The organism is Pseudomonas citri, from assembly GCF_025336485.1.
GTDB lineage: Bacteria > Pseudomonadota > Gammaproteobacteria > Pseudomonadales > Pseudomonadaceae > Aquipseudomonas > Aquipseudomonas citri.
Genome location: NZ_JAODAB010000021.1, coordinates 20,500 through 39,301, shown reverse-complemented (window position 1 = coordinate 39,301; position 18,802 = coordinate 20,500). Strand labels below are relative to the sequence as shown.

Here is an 18,802-nt window from a genome sequence, read left to right as displayed (position 1 = left end):
CTTGCTCGCGATACCGGCGACGCGGTGGTCCTGGCAGGTCGCGTGATCGTTCATCGCGGGCAAGCCTTGCTCACAGGCCTTGCTCCTGCAGATTTGTTCCTGAAGGTGAGTGTGTTGCCTGTCAAAGCCTAGGCGAAAAAAAGCCCCGAGCCAGTCGGGGCGTCCAGATCGTTGGCCTTGCGGTTAGCTTTGATTCGGTCCGCAAGGGCCGTTTACCGCGTGGATCAGTGGAACTGTTCTTCTTCGGTCGAACCGGTCAGTGCGGTCACCGACGAAGCGCCACCCTGGATCACGGTGGTCATGTCGTCGAAGTAACCCGTGCCCACTTCCTGCTGGTGCGCCACGAAGGTGTAGCCCTTGGCCGCGTCGGCGAATTCCTGCTCTTGCAGCTTCACGTAGGCGGTCATGTCGTTGCGGGCGTAGTCGTGGGCCAGGTTGAACATGCTGTGCCACATGTTATGGATGCCGGCCAGGGTGATGAACTGGTGCTTGTAGCCCATGGCGGACAGTTCGCGCTGGAATTTGGCGATGGTCGCGTCGTCCAGGTTTTTCTTCCAGTTGAAGGAAGGCGAGCAGTTGTACGACAGGATCTGGTCCGGGTACTCCTTCTTGATCGCTTCGGCGAAGCGGCGGGCTTCGTCCAGGTCCGGCTTGGCGGTTTCGCACCAGATCAGGTCGGCGTACGGCGCGTAGGCCAGGCCACGGGCGATGGCCTGGTCGAGGCCGGCGCGCACTTTATAGAAGCCTTCCGGGGTGCGGTTGCCGGTCACGAACGGCTGGTCGTACGGGTCGCAGTCGGAGGTCAGCAGGTCAGCGGCGTTGGCGTCGGTGCGGGCCAGGATGATGGTCGGTACGCCAGCAACGTCGGCAGCCAGGCGGGCAGCGGTCAGCTTCTGCACGGCTTCCTGGGTCGGTACCAGCACCTTGCCGCCCATGTGGCCGCATTTCTTCACCGAGGCCAATTGGTCTTCGAAGTGAACGCCTGCGGCGCCGGCTTCGATCATGCTCTTCATCAGCTCGTAGGCGTTCAGCACGCCGCCGAAACCGGCTTCGGCGTCAGCCACGATCGGTGCGAAGTAGTCGATGTAGCCTTCGTCGCCCGGGTTCTTGCCGGATTTCCACTGGATCTGGTCGGCGCGACGGAACGAGTTGTTGATGCGCTTGACCACGGTTGGAACCGAATCCACCGGGTACAGCGACTGGTCGGGGTACATCGATTCGGCGGAGTTGTTGTCCGCCGCCACTTGCCAGCCCGACAGGTAGATGGCCTGGATCCCGGCCTTGACTTGCTGCACGGCCTGGCCGCCGGTCAGGGCGCCCATGCAGTTGACGAAATCCTTGTCGGGACGGAAGGATGGCTTGGCGCCCTGGGTCACCAGTTTCCACAGCTTGTCGGCGCCCATTTTTGCAAGGGTGTGCTCAGGTTGGACCGAGCCACGCAGGCGGACGACGTCAGCGGCGGAGTAGTTGCGCTTCACGCCTTTCCAGCGCGGGTTTTCAGCCCAGTCTTTTTCAAGGGCTGCAATTTGCTGTTCGCGTGTCAGTGCCATGGAAATAAACCTCGTCGCGTCTTGTATGAAAGTCAGAAACCTGCCTGCCGTCTGCCAATCATTTGGTAGAGGGCTGCTCGCTGACCAGGGGCTGTCAAAGTCGGTTCAGGCGGGGAGGCGACGGGATGAACGATGGGCTCGAGGGGAAAGTGAGCAGGTAGGGGCGGACTGCGGGCGCATTCGGGCGTCGTGGGCCTTCATGTGAACTCAGAGTGATGCCGGGTTACCTAGTTACGCTTCCGTCCCTCGGGACAACTTCGTTCCAGTCGCAACCTCGTCAAACACACCTTGTGGGCGGTACAGACACGAATCGGCTCGCAGGGTGGTTGCAAGCGTCGACCCGAAGGCCCTTGCCAGGGCCCCTGATTAGCGGGAGCGAGGCCATCATGCCTTCGGTTTTTTAGCGCGTCAAACGTTTTGTAGTGCTTTTTTTGTGGCACTACATCTTTGGTCTAATACGACTCATCAGTCAGTTTTTGGTGCTTCAGTTCAGGGTATCGACCTTGACCCGCAAAATCATGTCGTCGCGGCCCTGGGTCGAGTAGCTGCGGGTCAGGCCCTGTTTGTCGGCTTGAGTCTGGCGATTCACGCCGGCCAGGGTGATCCATTCACCCAGGCGTCCGCTGACGGTTGTGTCGGTACTTTGAACGTTCACTACATCGGGACGTTCCTGGCTCATTCGGTCACGATTGGTGCTGATGCTCAGGTGGACGATCTCTCCGGTGACACTGGCGGTGACATAGAAACCCTGGGTGACGTTGCGGTACTCGGTCTGGCTTTGCAGGCGACCGTAGTTGTCGGTCTGGCTGCTGGTGAACGGCACGCTCTGGCCGACCTGGATCAGCGCCGGCTGGCCTTCGCTGGCTTGCACCTGCTGCACGCCGCCGTCACGGCTGGCAGTGCTGCGGTTGATAATGCGGGTCTGGCTGGGTGCGGCTCCGTTGATCGAATAACCCTGGTCGCCCTGCAGGTTGTTTTCGTTGGTGTCGACCGTGATCAGCAGGCGCTTGGGCGCGGTGTCCAGTTGGGCGAGGAACTGCCGGAGTTCTTCGATCTTGCCCGGGTCGGCGTTGACGATCAGTTGGTTGCCGTAGGCGCTGACCTGGCCGTCCTTGCCGATGAAATTCTGCGCCACCGGCAACAGGTCGGCGCTGGTGCGGTAGTTCAAGGGCACGACTTGCGTGTCGGCCATGACCGACAGGCTGCAGCCAAGCAGTAGGGTGGTCAGCAGGGTGCGTAGGGACATGTCCATTTCTCCGCGGGACAAAGGCTTGATATTGCCAGTTTGTCGGCCCCGGGTGGGGCAAGTTGAATGGTAGACGGCAAAACGCCCCGGCATCGGAGGATGGCGGGGCGTTTTGGGGGTTGCATGATGCTTTTGTGGCGAGGGGATCCTTCAGCCAAAGATTAAATCCTCAGGCCACTGCTTCAAGCCGAATGTCGCACCATGTCCACATGGGGAATCCCGGCTTCGAGGAATTCCTCGCTCGTGATGGCAAACCCCAGTCGCTCATAGAACGGCGTGGCATGCACCTGGGCGCTGAGCATCTGTTGCTGGAGTCCGCGTTTCTCGGCCTCTGCAATCACCGCGTGCATCAGGGCGTCACCCACCTTCAGACCGCGCCAGTCCTTGAGTACCGAGACGCGACCGATGTGGCCGTCGGTCAGCAGGCGGGCGGTGCCGATGGGAAAGTCGCCTTCGTACGCCAGGAAATGCACGGCGCCCTGGTCATCGGCGTCCCACTCCAGTTCAGGTGGGACGCACTGCTCGACAATGAACACGCTCTCACGAATGCGCCGTATCTCGGCGTTATCCTTTTGCCAGTCTGCGACACGAACGTGGATTTTATTCATCGGCGAACCCCAGGCTACCTTGCTTGACCAATTCGCAGATCAGGCCGCGACCGTCTTCGTCGGCCAGCCACGGGCCAAGGTTCTCGATGTGCAGGGCGTCGGCGGCGCAGATCATTTTCAGCAGCTCGCGCAGCTTGCCCGGCAGGTAGCGGCTCTGGCCGCTGGCGAACAACAGCAGGTCGTCATCGACTTCCGACCACGCCAGGCGGGCGCTTGGGTTGCGGATGATCACGGCGCCTTGTTCCAGGCCGGCCAGCAAGTCGTCTTCTTCCAGCTCCGGGCCGGTCACCAGTTCCGGGTAGCGAGGTTCGGTCATGAACTGGCCGAACCAGGTCAGCAACAGGCGTTCGTCGCTCATGTGTTCGGCCAGCAGGCCCTTGAGACGGTCGAGGGCGTCGTGCTGAATCTGGTGCGGGTCGGCCACCGGGCGCGCATCGGCATCGGTGTAGCGCTCTTCATCCGGCAGGAACTGGCTGAGGAAGTCGGTGAAGTGGGTCAGCACTTCGGCGGCGCTTGGCGCACGGAAGCCCACGGAGTAGGTCATGCAGTCGTCCACGGCTACGCCCCAATGAGCCAGGCGCGGTGGCAGGTAGAGCATGTCGCCCGGTTCCAGGGTCCACTCATCGGTGCCGTCGAAGCCGTCGAGGATACGCAGGTCGGCATGCTCCAGCAGCGGGCTTTCGGAGTTGCACATCTGGCCGATTTTCCAGTTGCGCTTACCCTGGCCTTGCAGCAGGAAGACGTCGTAGTTATCGAAATGCGGACCCACGCTACCACCCGGTGCGGCAAAGCTGATCATCACATCGTCGATGCGCCAGCTCGGCAGGAAGCGGAAGTGCTCCAGCAGTTCGCTGACCTCGGGGACGAACTGATCGACGGCCTGTACCAGCAAGGTCCAGTCGCGCTCGGGCAGTTTGCTGAACTCGTCTTCGGCGAACGGGCCGCGACGCAACTCCCAGGGGCGCTCGCCATGTTCGATCACCAGGCGCGATTCGACCTCGTCTTCCAGGGCCAGGCCGGCCAGTTCATCGGCATCGATCGGGCTTTCGAAGTCAGGGATCGCCTGACGGATCAGCAGGGGCTTTTTCTGCCAGTAGTCGCGCATGAACTCCCGTGCCGTGATGCCGCCGAGGAGTTGCAGAGGAATATCAGGATTCATGTGTAACCTATTGAAAAAATATACTTTTCAGACGCGAATAAAAACGCCCGGCGCGGCCGGGCGTCTCAGGGCGGCGCGATGGATCAGATGCGCTTGGCTTGTGCCGCCGCGTTACCGATGTAGCTGGCCGGGGTCAGCTTTTTCAGCTCGGCACGGGCTTCGGCAGGCATGTCCAGGCCATCGATGAAAGTCTGCAACGCTTCAGGGCTGATGCCTTTGCCACGGGTCAGTTCTTTCAGCTTTTCATACGGGTTTTCGATGTTGTAGCGACGCATCACGGTCTGGATCGGTTCGGCCAGGACTTCCCAGCAGGCGTCCAGGTCGGCGGCGATCTTCTGCGCGTTCAGCTCCAGCTTGCCGATGCCCTTGAGGCTGGCTTCGTAGGCGATGACGCTGTGGGCGAAGCCCACGCCCAGGTTGCGCAGCACGGTGGAGTCGGTCAGGTCGCGCTGCCAGCGGGAGATTGGCAGTTTGCTCGCCAGGTGCTGGAACAGCGCGTTGGCGATACCCAGGTTGCCTTCGGAGTTCTCGAAGTCGATCGGGTTGACCTTGTGCGGCATGGTCGAGGAGCCGATTTCGCCAGCGATGGTCTTCTGCTTGAAGTAACCCAGGGAGATGTAGCCCCAGATGTCGCGGTCGAAGTCGATCAGGATGGTGTTGAAGCGCGCGATGGCGTCGAACAGCTCGGCGATGTAGTCGTGCGGCTCGATCTGGGTGGTGTACGGGTTGAAGCTCAGGCCCAGCTCGTCTTCGATGAAGGCGCGGGCGTTGGCTTCCCAGTCGATGTCCGGGTAGGCCGACAGGTGGGCGTTGTAGTTGCCTACGGCGCCGTTGATCTTGCCCAGCAGCGGCACGGCGGCCACTTGGGCGATCTGGCGCTCCAGGCGGTACACCACGTTCGCCAGCTCCTTGCCCAGGGTGGTCGGCGAAGCGGGTTGGCCGTGGGTGCGCGACAGCATCGGGACGTCGGCGAAGCGGATCGCCAGTTCGCGGATGGCTTGGGCGATCTGGCGCATCAGCGGCAGCAGCACCTCGTCGCGGCCTTCACGCAGCATCAGGGCGTGGGACAGGTTGTTGATGTCCTCGCTGGTGCAGGCGAAGTGGATGAACTCGCTGACGTTGGCCAGTTCCGGCAGCTTGGCCGCCTGCTCCTTGAGCAGGTATTCGATGGCCTTGACGTCGTGGTTGGTGGTGCGCTCGATTTCCTTGACGCGTTCGGCGTGCTCCAGCACGAAGTTCTCGGCCAGGGTGTTCAGTACTGCGTTGGCTTCGGCGGAGAACGCCGGGACTTCGCTGATGGCAGGGTGAGCGGCCAGGCGCTGGAGCCAGCGCACTTCCACCAGGACGCGGGCACGGATCAGGCCGTACTCGCTGAAAATCGGGCGCAGGGCCTGGGTTTTGCCGGCGTAGCGGCCGTCTACAGGGGAAACCGCAGTGAGCGAAGAGAGCTGCATGGGGTGTTCTCGGACAGTCGGGCAACGAAATGGGGCGCGTATCATACATGAAAACAAGCGCCGGTCCGTCGCCAACTGACCGGCGTGTTACGCGTAACAAGGTACAAAAGCAGGTTGAAGCGACTTATTCGTTGCGCATCAATGGGTAAAGCTCTTTCAGCAATTTGCGTCGGCTGATCACCAACTGCCAGCGATGACCGCCCAGTTGCCGCCACAAGCGTGCCGAACGAATCCCGGCGAGCAGCAGGGCACGGATCTTCGAGGCGTTGCTCGGTTGCTGCAGGTTGCGCATGTCGCCATGCACCTGGATGCGTTGGCGCAAAGTGCTCAGGGTGTCCTGGTACAGCGCGCCGCAGGCAGCGACGACGTTTTCGTGGGCGGGGCCGAAATGTTCGACCTGGGACTGGATCTGCGGCAAGCGCTTGCCGATGGTGTCCAGCAGGTCGTCACGCTTGGCCAACTGGCGCTCCAGGCCCAGCATCGACAGGGCATAACGCAGCGGTTCGCGCTGCAGGGCGCTGGGGTCGCGCTCCAGGGCGCCGATCAGGGCACGATAACCGTCACGCAGGTTCAGGTCGTCGCCGCCGTAGACTTCCAGGGTGTCCTTGGGGTCGCGAACCAGCAGGCTGCCGAGCATGCAGGCCAGCCCTGCTTCGGTGGCCTGGCCGGTCTTGGCGATCCTGTCCACCAGCACGGCGGCGAGAAACACGCCGCCCAGTGCCGTCAGTTGTTCCTGGATGGGGCTCATGCCTGGCTGCTCCAAGGTTCGGCGATTTCGATCACGCCGCCGCCCAGGCAGATCTCGCCGTCATAGAACACCACGGACTGGCCGGGCGTGACCGCTCGCTGCGGGTCATCGAAGGTCGCGCGGTAGCCCGTGGCGGTTTTTTCCAGGGTGCATGGCTGATCGCTCTGGCGGTAGCGAACCTTGGCCGTCAGGCGGCGCGGCTCACTGAGGTCGATCGGGTTGACCCAATAGATGTCGGAGGCGAGCAGGGCGCGGGAGAACAGCCACGGATGGTCGTTGCCCTGGCCGACGATCAGTTCGTTGTGTTCCAGGTCCTTGACCAGTACGTACCACGGCTCTTCGCCGGCGTCTTTCAGGCCGCCGATGCCCAAGCCCTGGCGCTGGCCGATGGTGTGGTACATCAGGCCGTGGTGGCGGCCGATGACTTCGCCTTCCGTCGTCTTGATCTCGCCTGGCTGGGCCGGCAGGTATTGCTTGAGGAAGTCGCTGAAACGCCGTTCGCCGATGAAGCAGATCCCGGTGGAGTCTTTTTTCTTGGCGGTGGCCAGCGCATGCTTTTCAGCGATTGCGCGTACTTCAGGCTTTTCCAGTTCGCCCACCGGGAACAGGGTCTTGGCGATCTGCTCGCCGCCGACCGCATGCAGGAAGTAGCTCTGGTCCTTGTTCGGATCCAGGCCCTTGAGCAATTCGGTGCGGCCGTCGACATCGCGGCGGCGCACATAGTGGCCGGTGGCGATCAGGTCGGCGCCGAGCGTCATGGCGTAGTCGAGGAACGCCTTGAACTTGATCTCGCGGTTGCAGAGGATGTCCGGGTTCGGCGTGCGGCCGGCCTTGTATTCGGCCAGGAAGTGCTCGAACACGTTGTCCCAGTACTCGGCCGCGAAATTGGCGGTGTGCAGCTTGATGCCGATCTTGTCGCACACGGCCTGGGCGTCCGCCAGGTCGTCCATGGCGGTGCAGTATTCGGTACCGTCGTCTTCCTCCCAGTTCTTCATGAACAGGCCTTCCACCTCATAACCCTGCTCGATCAGCAGAAGGGCGGAAACGGAAGAGTCCACGCCGCCGGACATGCCGACAATGACGCGCTTCTTTTGTGTGTCAGAAGGGACTGGATCACGCATAGGGATTCAACGAGTGTCTTGAAAAAGGACGAGATTCTATCAGGCCCGGGCGCGCAAGGCTAAAGAGAAGGACGGATCAGTGCCAGGTCGTGGCGATGGCCGGCCAGATAATCGTCGATGCAACGGATGATCAGCTCGCTGCGCCAGTGGTCGCGCCGTTCGAGCAGTTCGTCGCGGGTCAGCCATCGAGCGCCCAGGATGCCGTCGTCCAGCTGATAGTCGGGGTGGTGTTTCAAGGCCTTGGCGGCGAAACACACCCGCTGGTAGGTCACGCCGTTGCTGGGGGCGGTGTACAGGTAGATGCCGATCACGTTGGTGAGCTCGACGTCCCAGCCGGTTTCTTCCAGGGTTTCACGCACGGCGGCGTCGATCAGCGTTTCGTTCGGGTCCAGGTGACCGGCGGGCTGGTTGAGCACCGCGCGTCCGCCCTGGGATTCTTCCACCATGAGGAAGCGGCCGTTGTCCTCGACAATGGTGGCGACGGTGATGTGGGGTTGCCAGTCCATGGGGTTCCTCAATTTCAATGTGGGAGTCTGTAAACACAAACCCCGGCACAAGGCCGGGGTTCGTGGTGCTTCCTTGCAACCTTACACCAGCGCAGCAATCGCCGCGTTGAAGGTGCTGCTCGGGCGCATGGCTTTGCTGGTCAGCTCCGGGTTGGCGAAGTAGTAGCCGCCGATGTCCACTGGCTTGCCTTGGACGGCATTGAGCTCGGCAACGATTTTTTCTTCGTTGTCGGTCAGGGTCTTGGCCAATGGAGCGAACTGGGCCTTGAGGGCAGCGTCGTCGTCTTGAGCGGCCAGTGCCTGGGCCCAGAACAGGGTCAGGTAGAAGTGGCTGCCGCGGTTGTCGATGCCGCCGACCTTGCGCGAAGGCGACTTGTTGCGGTCCAGGAACTCACCGGTGGCCTGGTCCAGGGTCTTGGCCAGCACCAGCGCCTTGGCGTTGTCGTAGGTCACGCCCAGGTGTTCGAGGGACGCGGCCAGGGCCAGGAACTCGCCCAGGGAATCCCAGCGCAGGAAGTTCTCTTCCAGCAGTTGCTGGACGTGCTTCGGCGCGGAACCACCGGCGCCGGTTTCGAACAGGCCACCGCCGTTCATCAAAGGCACGATCGACAGCATCTTGGCGCTGGTGCCCAGTTCCATGATCGGGAACAGGTCGGTCAGGTAGTCGCGCAGCACGTTGCCGGTCACCGAAATGGTGTCTTTGCCTTCGCGGGTGCGAGCCAGGGTGAACTTCATCGCCTCGACCGGCGACATGATGCGGATGTCCAGGCCGGAGGTGTCGTGGTCCTTCAGGTATGCCTGGACTTTCTCGATCACCACGCCGTCGTGGGCGCGCATTGGGTCCAGCCAGAAGATTGCCGGAGTGCTGCTGGCGCGAGCACGGTTGACGGCCAGTTTGACCCAGTCCTGGATCGGTGCGTCCTTGGTCTGGCACATGCGGAAGATGTCGCCCGCTTCGACGTTCTGTTCCAGCAGGGTGCGGCCGCTGCTGTCCGAAACGCGTACCACGCCGTCGACCTTGATCTGGAAGGTCTTGTCGTGGGAGCCGTACTCTTCGGCTTTCTTGGCCATCAGGCCGACGTTCGGCACGCTGCCCATGGTGGTTGGATCGAACGCGCCATTGGCCTTGCAGTCTTCGATCACGGCCTGGTAGATGGTGGCGTAGCAGCGATCCGGGATCACGGCCTTGGTGTCGTGCAGTTGGCCGTCGGTGCCCCACATCTTGCCGGAGTCACGGATCATCGCTGGCATCGAGGCGTCGACGATGACGTCGCTTGGCACGTGCAGGTTGGTGATGCCCTTGTCGGAGTTGACCATCGCCAGTGCTGGGCGAACAGCGTAGACCGCCTGGATGTCCGCTTCGATGGCAGCTTGTTGCTCGGCCGGCAGGGCCTTGATGCGAGCGTACAGGTCGCCGATGCCGTTGTTCAGGTTGAAGCCGATCTGCTCCAGAACCTGGGCGTGCTTGGTCAGGGCGTCCTTGTAGAACTCGGCCACGATCTGACCGAACATGATCGGGTCGGAGACCTTCATCATGGTGGCCTTGAGGTGAACCGACAGCAGCACGCCTTGTTGCTTGGCGTCTTCGATTTCAGCGGCGATGAAGTCGCGCAGGGCGTTCTTGCTCAGTACGGCGCAGTCGAGGATCTCACCGGCTTGTACGCTGGTTTTTTCCTTCAGGATGGTGGCGGTGCCGTCCTGGGCGATCAGCTCGATTTTCACGCTGCCGGCGGCGTCGATCAGGGCGGCTTTTTCGCTGCCGTAGAAATCACCGCTGTTCATGTGGGCGACGTGGGACTTGGAGTCCGCAGCCCAGGCGCCCATCTTGTGCGGGTGCTTGCGGGCGTAGTTCTTGACCGACAACGGCGCGCGGCGGTCGGAGTTGCCTTCACGCAGGACCGGGTTCACGGCGCTGCCCTTGACCTTGTCGTAACGAGCGCGAGCGTCTTTCTCGGCGTCGGTGGTCACGGTTTCCGGGTAGTCTGGCAGGGCGTAGCCCCGGGCCTGCAATTCCTTGATCGCGGCCTGCAGTTGCGGTACCGAGGCGCTGATGTTCGGCAGCTTGATGATGTTGGCTTCAGGCGTAACGGCCAGGTCGCCCAGTTCGGCGAGGTGGTCGGCTACGGCTTTGTCGCCCAGTTGCTCGGGGAAGCTGGCCAGGATGCGCCCTGCGAGGGAGATATCACGGGTTTCCACGGCGATATCGGCCGAAGCGGTAAAGGCTTCGACGATTGGCAGCAATGAATAGGTGGCGAGGGCAGGGGCTTCGTCGGTGAAGGTGTAGATGATCTTCGAGCGGGTGGGCATATTCGGATTAACTCTCTTCTTTGCTAAAGCATGCGCAGAAACTCGAGGGGCGCCGGGTAAGCGCGTTCGTTCAAAGTCATCCGTGAGCCGAATGTCGAGGTTTCTTCGCGGTGATGTTAGGTGCATCAGTCGAGCGTCAAGCGGTCGGGCCGCGGTAACGGTCCGGCTTTTAACGGGCGGAAAGTCGTGTCTTAGAGCTGTCAGCCGTCGTGACCCTGTGGTCAGCGGCGGCATTATACATAGGTAGCTGGCAATCTGCCGATGGTTCATAGACGTTCGTACACGTCCATTGGTCTAAACGTCGCAGTCCACCGGAAGCAGGCTATGCTCAAGTTTGGCGTTTTTCTCTTGGTTTTCAGGCTTGTACGCAGCGAATTGCATCGTTTTGTCGAAGATGCGTCTAACGTAGGGTTTGCGCGTCGATTCAACTGGGGTACGCTCGAACGCAGCCAGATGTTCAATCCAAGCAATGGAGTTCAGCATGGGGTATCAAAAGATTCAGGTTCCAGCCGTCGGTGACAAAATCACCGTCAATGCAGACCATTCTCTTAATGTTCCCGACAACCCGATCATCCCCTTCATTGAAGGCGACGGCATTGGCGTCGATATCAGTCCGGTCATGATCAAGGTTGTGGACGCTGCAGTTCAGAAGGCCTATGGCGGCAAGCGCAAGATTTCCTGGATGGAAGTGTATGCCGGGGAGAAAGCGACCCAGGTCTACGACCAGGACACCTGGCTACCCCAGGAAACCCTGGACGCGGTCAAGGATTACGTGGTGTCCATCAAGGGGCCGCTGACCACGCCGGTGGGCGGTGGTATCCGTTCGCTGAACGTGGCCCTGCGCCAGCAACTCGACCTGTATGTATGCCTGCGTCCGGTGCGTTGGTTCGAAGGCGTGCCAAGCCCGGTCAAGAAGCCTGGCGACGTGGACATGACGATCTTCCGCGAGAACTCCGAAGACATTTATGCCGGCATCGAGTGGAAAGCCGGTTCGGCCGAGGCCACCAAGGTCATCAAGTTCCTTAAAGAAGAAATGGGCGTGACCAAGATCCGTTTCGACGAGGATTGCGGCATCGGCGTCAAGCCGGTTTCCAAGCAGGGCACCAAGCGTCTGGCTCGCAAGGCCCTACAATATGTGGTGGACAATGATCGCGATTCGCTGACCATCGTGCATAAAGGCAACATCATGAAGTTCACCGAAGGTGCCTTCAAGGAATGGGCCTACGAAGTGGCCGCCGAGGAGTTCGGCGCAACCTTGCTCGATGGCGGCCCATGGATGCAGTTCAAGAACCCCAAGACCGGCAAGAATGTGGTCGTCAAGGACGCCATCGCCGATGCAATGCTCCAGCAGATCCTGTTGCGTCCGGCTGAATACGATGTAATCGCGACCCTCAACCTGAACGGTGACTACCTGTCCGATGCCTTGGCCGCGGAAGTGGGCGGTATCGGTATCGCGCCGGGCGCCAACTTGTCCGACACCGTGGCGATGTTCGAAGCCACCCACGGGACCGCACCCAAGTATGCCGGCAAGGACCAGGTCAACCCGGGTTCGCTGATCCTCTCGGCGGAAATGATGTTGCGCCACATGGGCTGGACCGAGGCGGCCGACCTGATCATCAAGGGCACCAACGGCGCGATCTCGGCCAAGACCGTGACCTATGACTTCGAACGCCTCATGGACGGTGCCAAACTGGTGTCATCCTCGGGCTTCGGCGATGCGTTGATCTCGCACATGTAAGCGGATTGGCGCCCAATACAAATGCCCGGCTCGAGTGATCGAGCCGGGCATTTGTATTCTGGGGGAGGCTTGGAGGCCGTCAATGGGCCTCGAAGACCCTGGTGTCGACCGGGGCTGGCGCGTCTTCGATTTTGATCGGCTCGATATTGACCGCGTGTAGACCCTTGGGGCCCTGGATGACCTCGAACTTGACCGGCTGGCCTGCCCTCAAGGTTTTGTAGCCTTCCATCTGGATAGCCGAGTAATGGGCGAACAGGTCTTCATCGTCCATACCGGCTGCGATAATGAAACCGAAGCCCTTGGCATTGTTGAACCACTTCACCTTGCCACTCATCTTGACGACCGACATAAATCATATCCCTCTGCAATGCACTCCATCACTGGAGTATCATCCAGTCCATCCGCAGGCTAATCTTGTAAACAGGATAGATTCCACGGACCTTTTTAACCCACGATGGGCTCTATTGGTTGTAACACCGATTTGCCGATAGTCAAGGTGGCCGGGTGGTCGTGGTTGAAATCACCCTCAAGCGCCCCCATCACTGTATTCGCCAACTAAACGAACCTTTCTTTCCATGCATGCAGTCAGCCAGATTCGACTAACATTCAATCAGGATCGCCCGGATCTACACGACGACGATTCCGCCGGCGTTGCTGTTCAGGAAGCAAAGCCGGCATTGCAGGCGCCACCGATGTACAAGGTGGTTTTGTTCAACGATGACTACACACCGATGGATTTCGTCGTCGAAGTGCTCGAGGTGTTTTTCAACCTGAATCGCGAGCTGGCGACCAAGGTCATGCTGGCCGTTCATACAGAGGGACGGGCAGTATGTGGAGTGTTTACCCGCGACATCGCCGAGACAAAGGCCATGCAGGTCAACCAGTACGCCCGGGAAAGCCAGCATCCGCTACTCTGTGAAATCGAGAAGGACGGTTAACGCCGACCACTTGGGTATGAGGTGAAGCTATGTTAAACCGCGAGCTCGAAGTCACCCTCAATCTTGCCTTCAAGGAGGCTCGTTCGAAGCGTCATGAATTCATGACCGTCGAACACCTGTTGCTGGCCCTATTGGATAACGAGGCCGCTGCCACCGTTTTACGGGCCTGCGGCGCGAACCTCGACAAACTCAAGCATGACCTGCAGGAGTTCATCGACTCCACCACGCCACTGATCCCCGTTCATGACGAAGATCGGGAAACCCAGCCAACCCTGGGCTTCCAGCGTGTCTTGCAGCGTGCTGTCTTTCATGTACAGAGCTCGGGTAAGCGGGAAGTCACCGGTGCCAACGTGCTGGTCGCCATTTTCAGTGAACAGGAAAGCCAGGCGGTGTTCCTGCTCAAGCAGCAGAGCGTTGCGCGCATCGATGTCGTCAACTACATCGCCCATGGCATTTCCAAGGTGCCGGGGCATGGCGATCATTCCGAGGGTGAGCAGGACATGCAGGATGAGGAGGGCGGAGAGTCTTCTTCATCGGGTAATCCGCTGGACGCCTATGCCAGTAACCTGAATGAGCTGGCGCGCCAGGGCCGTATCGATCCGCTGGTCGGGCGCGAGGCCGAAGTCGAGCGCGTTGCGCAGATCCTGGCCCGGCGGCGCAAGAACAACCCGTTGCTGGTGGGCGAGGCGGGCGTAGGCAAGACCGCCATTGCCGAAGGCCTGGCCAAGCGCATTGTCGACAACCAGATCCCGGACCTGCTGGCCAACAGCGTGGTGTATTCCCTGGACCTGGGAGCCCTGCTGGCCGGTACCAAATACCGCGGCGATTTCGAGAAGCGCTTCAAGGCGTTGCTCGGCGAGCTTAAAAAGCGTCCGCAGGCGATCCTGTTCATCGACGAGATCCACACCATCATCGGTGCCGGGGCGGCGTCGGGTGGTGTCATGGATGCTTCGAACCTGCTGAAGCCGCTGCTTTCGTCAGGCGACATCCGTTGCATTGGTTCGACGACATTCCAGGAATTTCGCGGGATCTTCGAGAAAGACCGTGCCCTGGCCCGGCGTTTCCAGAAGGTCGATGTGTCGGAGCCTTCGGTGGAGGACACCATTGGTATCCTGCGCGGCCTGAAAGGGCGTTTCGAGCTGCACCACAACATCGAATACAGCGATGAAGCCCTGCGCGCGGCGGCTGAGCTGGCCTCGCGTTACATCAACGACCGGCACATGCCGGACAAGGCCATCGATGTGATCGACGAAGCGGGTGCCTATCAGCGCCTGCAACCTGCGGAAAAACGCGTCAAGCGCATCGAGGTACCCCAGGTCGAGGACATCGTGGCGAAAATCGCGCGGATTCCACCGAAACATGTCACCAGTTCCGACAAGGAACTGCTGCGTAACCTGGAACGCGATCTCAAGCTGACAGTGTTCGGCCAGGATGCGGCCATCGACTCGCTGTCGACCGCCATCAAGCTGTCCCGCGCCGGTCTCAAATCGCCGGACAAGCCAGTGGGTTCGTTCCTGTTCGCCGGTCCTACCGGTGTCGGCAAGACCGAGGCCGCGCGGCAACTGGCCAAGGCGATGGGGATCGAGCTGGTACGGTTCGACATGTCCGAGTACATGGAGCGCCACACTGTATCGCGTCTGATCGGTGCGCCTCCGGGCTATGTCGGTTTCGACCAGGGTGGCCTGTTGACCGAGGCCATTACCAAGCAACCGCATTGTGTGTTGCTGCTCGATGAAATCGAGAAGGCGCATCCGGAAGTCTTCAACCTGCTCCTGCAGGTCATGGATCACGGTACGCTGACTGACAACAACGGGCGCAAGGCGGACTTCCGCAACGTCATTCTCATCATGACCACCAACGCCGGTGCCGAAACCGCGGCGCGTGCTTCGATCGGTTTCACTCATCAGGATCATTCGTCCGATGCGATGGAAGTGATCAAGAAGAGCTTCACGCCGGAGTTCCGCAACCGCCTGGACACCATTATTCAATTTGGTCGCCTCAGCCATGAGGTCATCAAGAGCGTGGTGGACAAGTTCCTCACCGAACTCCAGGCGCAGCTCGAAGACAAGCGGGTCCTGCTGGAAGTTACCGATGCGGCGCGCAGCTGGCTGGCCGAAGGTGGCTACGATACGGCGATGGGTGCGCGGCCGATGGCTCGCCTGATCCAGGACAAGATCAAGCGTCCGCTGGCCGAAGAAATCCTCTTCGGCGAACTGGCCGAGCATGGCGGTGTGGTGCACATCGATATCAAGGACGGCGAGCTGACCTTCGACTTCGAAACCACGGCCGAAATGGCTTGATCGTTAGCTGTAATAAAGCAGAAGGCGCCGAAAGGCGCCTTTTTGCTGTTCCAGGCCCTGGTTTGTCCTGGTGGGCACTGGATTGAGTTCGCCGCCAATTCCGACAAACAAAAACGCCCGGCATTGGCCGGGCGTCTTGTATTGACTTGTTAGCGAGCGCGGTAAGTGATGCGCCCTTTGCTCAAGTCATAGGGCGTCAGCTCGACGCGCACTTTGTCGCCGGTAAGAATACGGATGTAGTTCTTGCGCATCTTGCCGGAGATGTGCGCGGTTACGACGTGCCCGTTTTCCAACTCCACGCGAAACATGGTGTTGGGCAGGGTGTCGACGACAGTGCCTTCCATTTCGAAGCTGTCTTCTTTCGACATGCAGTAAAGCCCTCGGTATCCAATGAATGGCCCGGTGCAACTGCGCCAGGCAAAAGCGGCGTGCATTGTGCCCGAAAAAGGGGGTGCAAGCCAAGAGGTTCTAGGTTTTGCACGAAAAGTGCCTGCGCGACGATCATGCTGCGTTGAAAACAGGCTCGGAATGCTCATGTACTCCAGTACACTCCGCTTCCTCGCCTGTTTTCGCCTTGCCTGATCGCCACTCGGCGACTTTTCGTACAAAACCTAGTTAAGGACAACCCAGCGCTGGTTAATCAGCAGTTCGATAGGGCGGTATTGGGTCTTGTAGTTCATCTTCTTGCAGTTCTTGATCCAATAGCCCAGGTACACCGCGTCCAGCCCGAGTCGCCGGGTTTCATTGATCTGCCAGAGGATGGCAAAGCGCCCCAGGCTGCGTCGCTCTTCGTCCGGCTCATAGAACGTGTACACCGCTGAAAGCCCATTGGGCAAAAGGTCTGTGACGGCAATGGCCACCAGCCTTCCTTCGAGGCGGAATTCGTAGAAGCGGGAAAACGGCAGGTCGCGCACCAGGAAGGTCGAGAACTGATCGCGGCTGGGCGGGTACATGTCGCCGTCGGCATGTCGCTGCTCGATGTAGCGTTGGTACAGGTCGAAGTATTCCTCGTTGAATTGCGGCTTGGTCGGCCGTACCTGCAGGTCGGCGTTGCGCTTGAAGATGCGCTTCTGCTGGCGGTTGGGGGTAAATTGAGCCACGGGGATGCGTGCCGGAACGCACGCATTGCAATGTTGGCAATGGGGCCGGTAGAGATGATCGCCGCTACGACGAAAGCCCATTTCCGACAGGTCTGCGTAGACATGCACATCCATGGGCTGGCTAGGGTCGAGGAACAGCGTCGTGGCCTGCTCCTCGGGCAGGTAACTGCAAGAGTGGGGTTGAGTGGCATAGAACTTCAAGCGCGCCAACTCGGTCATGATCAACCCTCGGGATAAGCTTTGAATTTAATTGTAAGCCACGCGCGCCAATGTCGCTCAGCAAACCCATGTCGCGTGGTTGGGCTGGTCCAGATGTGCCTTGAGGTAGTCGGCAAATGCCTGGCGTGGGATCGAGCGAGCGCCCAGGCTGTGCAGGTGCTCGGTGGGCATCTGGCAGTCTATCAGGACAAAACCGGCCTCCTTGAGGTGTTGGACCAGGGTGGCGAAGCCGAATTTCGACGCATTGTCGGCCCGGCTGAACATGGACTCGCCGAAAAACAGCTGGCCCATCGCCAGGCCGTACAGGCCGCCCACCAACGCGCCATGGTCCCAGACCTCCACCGAATGGGCGAAGCCACGGCGATGCAATTCCAGATAGGCGGTTTGCATGGCCTCGGTGATCCAAGTGCCTTCGGCATACTCGCGCGGTGCCGCGCAGGCCTTGATGACCGCGGCAAAGTCCTTGTCGAAGGTCACTTCGTAGCGGCGCTTGCGCAAGAGCTTGCCGAGGCTGCGCGAGACGTGCAATTCGTCGGGAAACAGCACCGTGCGCGGATCCGGTGACCACCAGAGAATGGGCTGGCCCTCGGAGAACCAGGGAAAGCAGCCGTGGCGATAGGCCTGGATCAGTCGGTCGGCAGACAGATCGCCGCCGGCGGCCAGCAACCCGTTAGGGTCGCGCATGGCTTTTTCCAAGGGTGGAAAAGCGAACGTGTTGCGTTGTAACCAAGTCAGCATCGTTGTCCGGACATGCAGGAGGGGAGGGCGGTGGGCTCTTGCGCGGATGATTTATAGCAAGGGGGTGAGCCCCCTCGCCATAAATCAGCGCTTGTCCAAAGATAACCGTCAAACGGCTGGAATGTCATCGAGATACTTCTCGGCATCGAGCGCGGCCATGCAGCCGGCGCCGGCCGAGGTGACAGCCTGGCGATAGATGTGGTCGGCCACGTCGCCCGCGGCGAACACCCCGTCGATGTCTGTGGCGGTGGCGTTACCCTCGCTGCCGCCGCGTACACGCAAGTAACCGTTGTGCATCGTCAGCTGGCCCTGAAACAAGTCGGTGTTGGGTTTATGACCGATGGCGATGAATACCCCGGCCAGGTCCAGCGTGGTGGTTTCACCGCTCTGGCTGTTACGCAGGCGCGCGCCGGTCACGCCACTGGCATCGCCCAGGATTTCATCCAGGTTCTGGTTCCAGTGCAGTTGGATGTTGCCGTTGGTCGCCTTGTCGAAGAGTTTGTCCTGCAAGATCTTCTCCGAACGCAGCTTTTCGCGGCGGTGGATCAGGTGCACTCGCTTGGCGATGTTGGACAGGTACAGGGCTTCCTCGACTGCGGTATTGCCGCCACCGACCACGGCCACCACCTGGTTGCGGTAGAAAAAACCGTCGCAGGTTGCGCAGGCGGAAACGCCTTTGCCGGCGAAGGTTTCTTCCGAGGGAAGGCCCAGGTATTGGGCCGACGCGCCGGTGGCGATGATCAGCGCATCGCAGGTATAGGTGCCGCTGTCGCCAATGAGTTCGAACGGGCGTTGCTGCAACTTGGCAGTGTGGATGTGGTCGTAGACGATCTGTGTGTCGAAGCGCTCGGCGTGCCGTTGCATGCGCTCCATCAATACCGGGCCGGTCAGGCCCTCGACATCGCCGGGCCAGTTGTCGACTTCCACCGTGGTGGTGAGTTGACCGCCGGCTTGCAGGCCGGTGATGACAACGGGTTTGAGGTTGGCGCGGGCGGCATAGACGGCAGCGCTGTAGCCGGCTGGGCCGGAACCGAGAATGATCAGGCGTGAATGCTTCACTTCGCTCATAA

17 protein-coding genes are annotated in these 18,802 nt (G+C 60.6%); 3 read left to right on the top strand and 14 right to left on the bottom strand.

Going from position 1 to position 18,802, the window contains the following annotated elements:
• Positions 1-224 precede the first annotated feature (224 nt).
• From aceA to N4Q37_RS20480, 9 genes are all read right to left on the bottom strand, one after another.
• A complete protein-coding gene (gene aceA / locus N4Q37_RS20520; RefSeq protein WP_260961407.1) occupies positions 225-1,550 on the bottom strand; it encodes an isocitrate lyase in 1,326 nt (441 codons plus the stop codon).
• A 484-nt stretch (positions 1,551-2,034) separates the two neighbouring features.
• A complete protein-coding gene (locus tag N4Q37_RS20515) occupies positions 2,035-2,796 on the bottom strand; it encodes a secretin N-terminal domain-containing protein (protein ID WP_260961406.1) in 762 nt (253 codons plus the stop codon).
• Between the two features lie 182 nt (positions 2,797-2,978).
• Positions 2,979-3,404, bottom strand: a complete 426-nt coding sequence (locus tag N4Q37_RS20510; protein WP_260961405.1) for a GNAT family N-acetyltransferase — start codon at positions 3,402-3,404, stop codon at positions 2,979-2,981.
• Positions 3,397-4,563 (bottom strand): ribosomal protein uL16 3-hydroxylase, encoded by a 1,167-nt coding sequence (locus N4Q37_RS20505; RefSeq protein WP_260961403.1) that lies wholly within the window; start codon positions 4,561-4,563, stop codon positions 3,397-3,399. The genes N4Q37_RS20510 and N4Q37_RS20505 overlap by 8 nt, the downstream gene beginning before the upstream one ends.
• A gap of 83 nt (positions 4,564-4,646) precedes the next feature.
• Positions 4,647-6,017: an adenylosuccinate lyase gene (purB, locus tag N4Q37_RS20500; protein ID WP_260961402.1), complete on the bottom strand. Its 1,371-nt coding sequence runs from the start codon at positions 6,015-6,017 to the stop codon at positions 4,647-4,649.
• A gap of 124 nt (positions 6,018-6,141) precedes the next feature.
• Entirely contained in the window at positions 6,142-6,765 is a 624-nt protein-coding gene (hflD, locus tag N4Q37_RS20495) for a high frequency lysogenization protein HflD (RefSeq protein WP_260961401.1), read from the bottom strand.
• Positions 6,762-7,886, bottom strand: a complete 1,125-nt coding sequence (gene mnmA, locus N4Q37_RS20490) for a tRNA 2-thiouridine(34) synthase MnmA (protein ID WP_260961400.1) — start codon at positions 7,884-7,886, stop codon at positions 6,762-6,764. The genes hflD and mnmA overlap by 4 nt, the downstream gene beginning before the upstream one ends.
• A gap of 59 nt (positions 7,887-7,945) precedes the next feature.
• Positions 7,946-8,392: an NUDIX hydrolase gene (locus N4Q37_RS20485; protein ID WP_260961399.1), complete on the bottom strand. Its 447-nt coding sequence runs from the start codon at positions 8,390-8,392 to the stop codon at positions 7,946-7,948.
• Positions 8,393-8,473: 81 nt separating this feature from the next.
• Complete coding sequence (locus N4Q37_RS20480) at positions 8,474-10,699, bottom strand: NADP-dependent isocitrate dehydrogenase (protein WP_260961398.1); 2,226 nt, start codon at positions 10,697-10,699, stop codon at positions 8,474-8,476.
• A gap of 481 nt (positions 10,700-11,180) precedes the next feature.
• Between N4Q37_RS20480 and icd the strand changes: the two genes are divergently transcribed.
• Entirely contained in the window at positions 11,181-12,437 is a 1,257-nt protein-coding gene (gene icd, locus N4Q37_RS20475) for an NADP-dependent isocitrate dehydrogenase (protein WP_260961397.1), read from the top strand.
• A gap of 79 nt (positions 12,438-12,516) precedes the next feature.
• Here icd and cspD read toward each other — a convergent pair whose 3' ends face one another.
• A complete protein-coding gene (gene cspD, locus N4Q37_RS20470; RefSeq protein ID WP_260961476.1) occupies positions 12,517-12,771 on the bottom strand; it encodes a cold shock domain-containing protein CspD in 255 nt (84 codons plus the stop codon).
• Between the two features lie 241 nt (positions 12,772-13,012).
• Here cspD and clpS point away from each other — a divergent pair, with 241 nt between their 5' ends.
• Both clpS and clpA read left to right on the top strand, forming a co-directional pair.
• On the top strand, positions 13,013-13,375 hold the full coding sequence (gene clpS / locus N4Q37_RS20465) for an ATP-dependent Clp protease adapter ClpS (protein ID WP_260961396.1): 363 nt from the start codon (positions 13,013-13,015) through the stop codon (positions 13,373-13,375).
• A 29-nt stretch (positions 13,376-13,404) separates the two neighbouring features.
• The gene (gene clpA / locus N4Q37_RS20460; protein WP_260961395.1) at positions 13,405-15,675 is read left to right on the top strand and encodes an ATP-dependent Clp protease ATP-binding subunit ClpA; all 2,271 of its coding nucleotides are present in this window, start codon (positions 13,405-13,407) and stop codon (positions 15,673-15,675) included.
• 149 nt (positions 15,676-15,824) lie between these two features.
• Here the strand turns inward: clpA and infA are convergent, their stop codons facing one another.
• The 4 genes from infA to trxB all read right to left on the bottom strand — a co-directional run bounded on the left by infA (position 15,825) and on the right by trxB (position 18,800).
• Positions 15,825-16,043, bottom strand: coding sequence for a translation initiation factor IF-1 (gene infA / locus N4Q37_RS20455; protein WP_002553999.1), 219 nt, complete (start codon positions 16,041-16,043; stop codon positions 15,825-15,827).
• Between the two features lie 243 nt (positions 16,044-16,286).
• Positions 16,287-16,994 (bottom strand): arginyltransferase, encoded by a 708-nt coding sequence (locus N4Q37_RS20450; RefSeq protein ID WP_260961394.1) that lies wholly within the window; start codon positions 16,992-16,994, stop codon positions 16,287-16,289.
• Positions 16,995-17,051: 57 nt separating this feature from the next.
• A complete protein-coding gene (aat, locus tag N4Q37_RS20445) occupies positions 17,052-17,732 on the bottom strand; it encodes a leucyl/phenylalanyl-tRNA--protein transferase (protein ID WP_260961393.1) in 681 nt (226 codons plus the stop codon).
• Between the two features lie 108 nt (positions 17,733-17,840).
• Complete coding sequence (gene trxB, locus N4Q37_RS20440) at positions 17,841-18,800, bottom strand: thioredoxin-disulfide reductase (protein ID WP_260961392.1); 960 nt, start codon at positions 18,798-18,800, stop codon at positions 17,841-17,843.
• Between the last annotated feature and the right edge of the window lie 2 nt (positions 18,801-18,802).

Excerpts from the sequence above, each read along its gene's own strand:
- aceA (WP_260961407.1), bottom strand. The coding sequence starts at position 1,550 with ATGGCACTGACACGCGAACAGCAAATTGCAGCCCTTGAAAAAGACTGG.
- N4Q37_RS20515 (WP_260961406.1), bottom strand. The coding sequence starts at position 2,796 with ATGTCCCTACGCACCCTGCTGACCACCCTACTGCTTGGCTGCAGCCTG.
- N4Q37_RS20510 (WP_260961405.1), bottom strand. The coding sequence starts at position 3,404 with ATGAATAAAATCCACGTTCGTGTCGCAGACTGGCAAAAGGATAACGCC.
- N4Q37_RS20505 (WP_260961403.1), bottom strand. The coding sequence starts at position 4,563 with ATGAATCCTGATATTCCTCTGCAACTCCTCGGCGGCATCACGGCACGG.
- purB (WP_260961402.1), bottom strand. The coding sequence starts at position 6,017 with ATGCAGCTCTCTTCGCTCACTGCGGTTTCCCCTGTAGACGGCCGCTAC.
- hflD (WP_260961401.1), bottom strand. The coding sequence starts at position 6,765 with ATGAGCCCCATCCAGGAACAACTGACGGCACTGGGCGGCGTGTTTCTC.
- mnmA (WP_260961400.1), bottom strand. The coding sequence starts at position 7,886 with ATGCGTGATCCAGTCCCTTCTGACACACAAAAGAAGCGCGTCATTGTC.
- N4Q37_RS20485 (WP_260961399.1), bottom strand. The coding sequence starts at position 8,392 with ATGGACTGGCAACCCCACATCACCGTCGCCACCATTGTCGAGGACAAC.
- N4Q37_RS20480 (WP_260961398.1), bottom strand. The coding sequence starts at position 10,699 with ATGCCCACCCGCTCGAAGATCATCTACACCTTCACCGACGAAGCCCCT.
- icd (WP_260961397.1), top strand. The coding sequence starts at position 11,181 with ATGGGGTATCAAAAGATTCAGGTTCCAGCCGTCGGTGACAAAATCACC.
- cspD (WP_260961476.1), bottom strand. The coding sequence starts at position 12,771 with ATGAGTGGCAAGGTGAAGTGGTTCAACAATGCCAAGGGCTTCGGTTTC.
- clpS (WP_260961396.1), top strand. The coding sequence starts at position 13,013 with ATGCATGCAGTCAGCCAGATTCGACTAACATTCAATCAGGATCGCCCG.
- clpA (WP_260961395.1), top strand. The coding sequence starts at position 13,405 with ATGTTAAACCGCGAGCTCGAAGTCACCCTCAATCTTGCCTTCAAGGAG.
- infA (WP_002553999.1), bottom strand. The coding sequence starts at position 16,043 with ATGTCGAAAGAAGACAGCTTCGAAATGGAAGGCACTGTCGTCGACACC.
- N4Q37_RS20450 (WP_260961394.1), bottom strand. The coding sequence starts at position 16,994 with ATGACCGAGTTGGCGCGCTTGAAGTTCTATGCCACTCAACCCCACTCT.
- aat (WP_260961393.1), bottom strand. The coding sequence starts at position 17,732 with ATGCTGACTTGGTTACAACGCAACACGTTCGCTTTTCCACCCTTGGAA.
- trxB (WP_260961392.1), bottom strand. The coding sequence starts at position 18,800 with ATGAGCGAAGTGAAGCATTCACGCCTGATCATTCTCGGTTCCGGCCCA.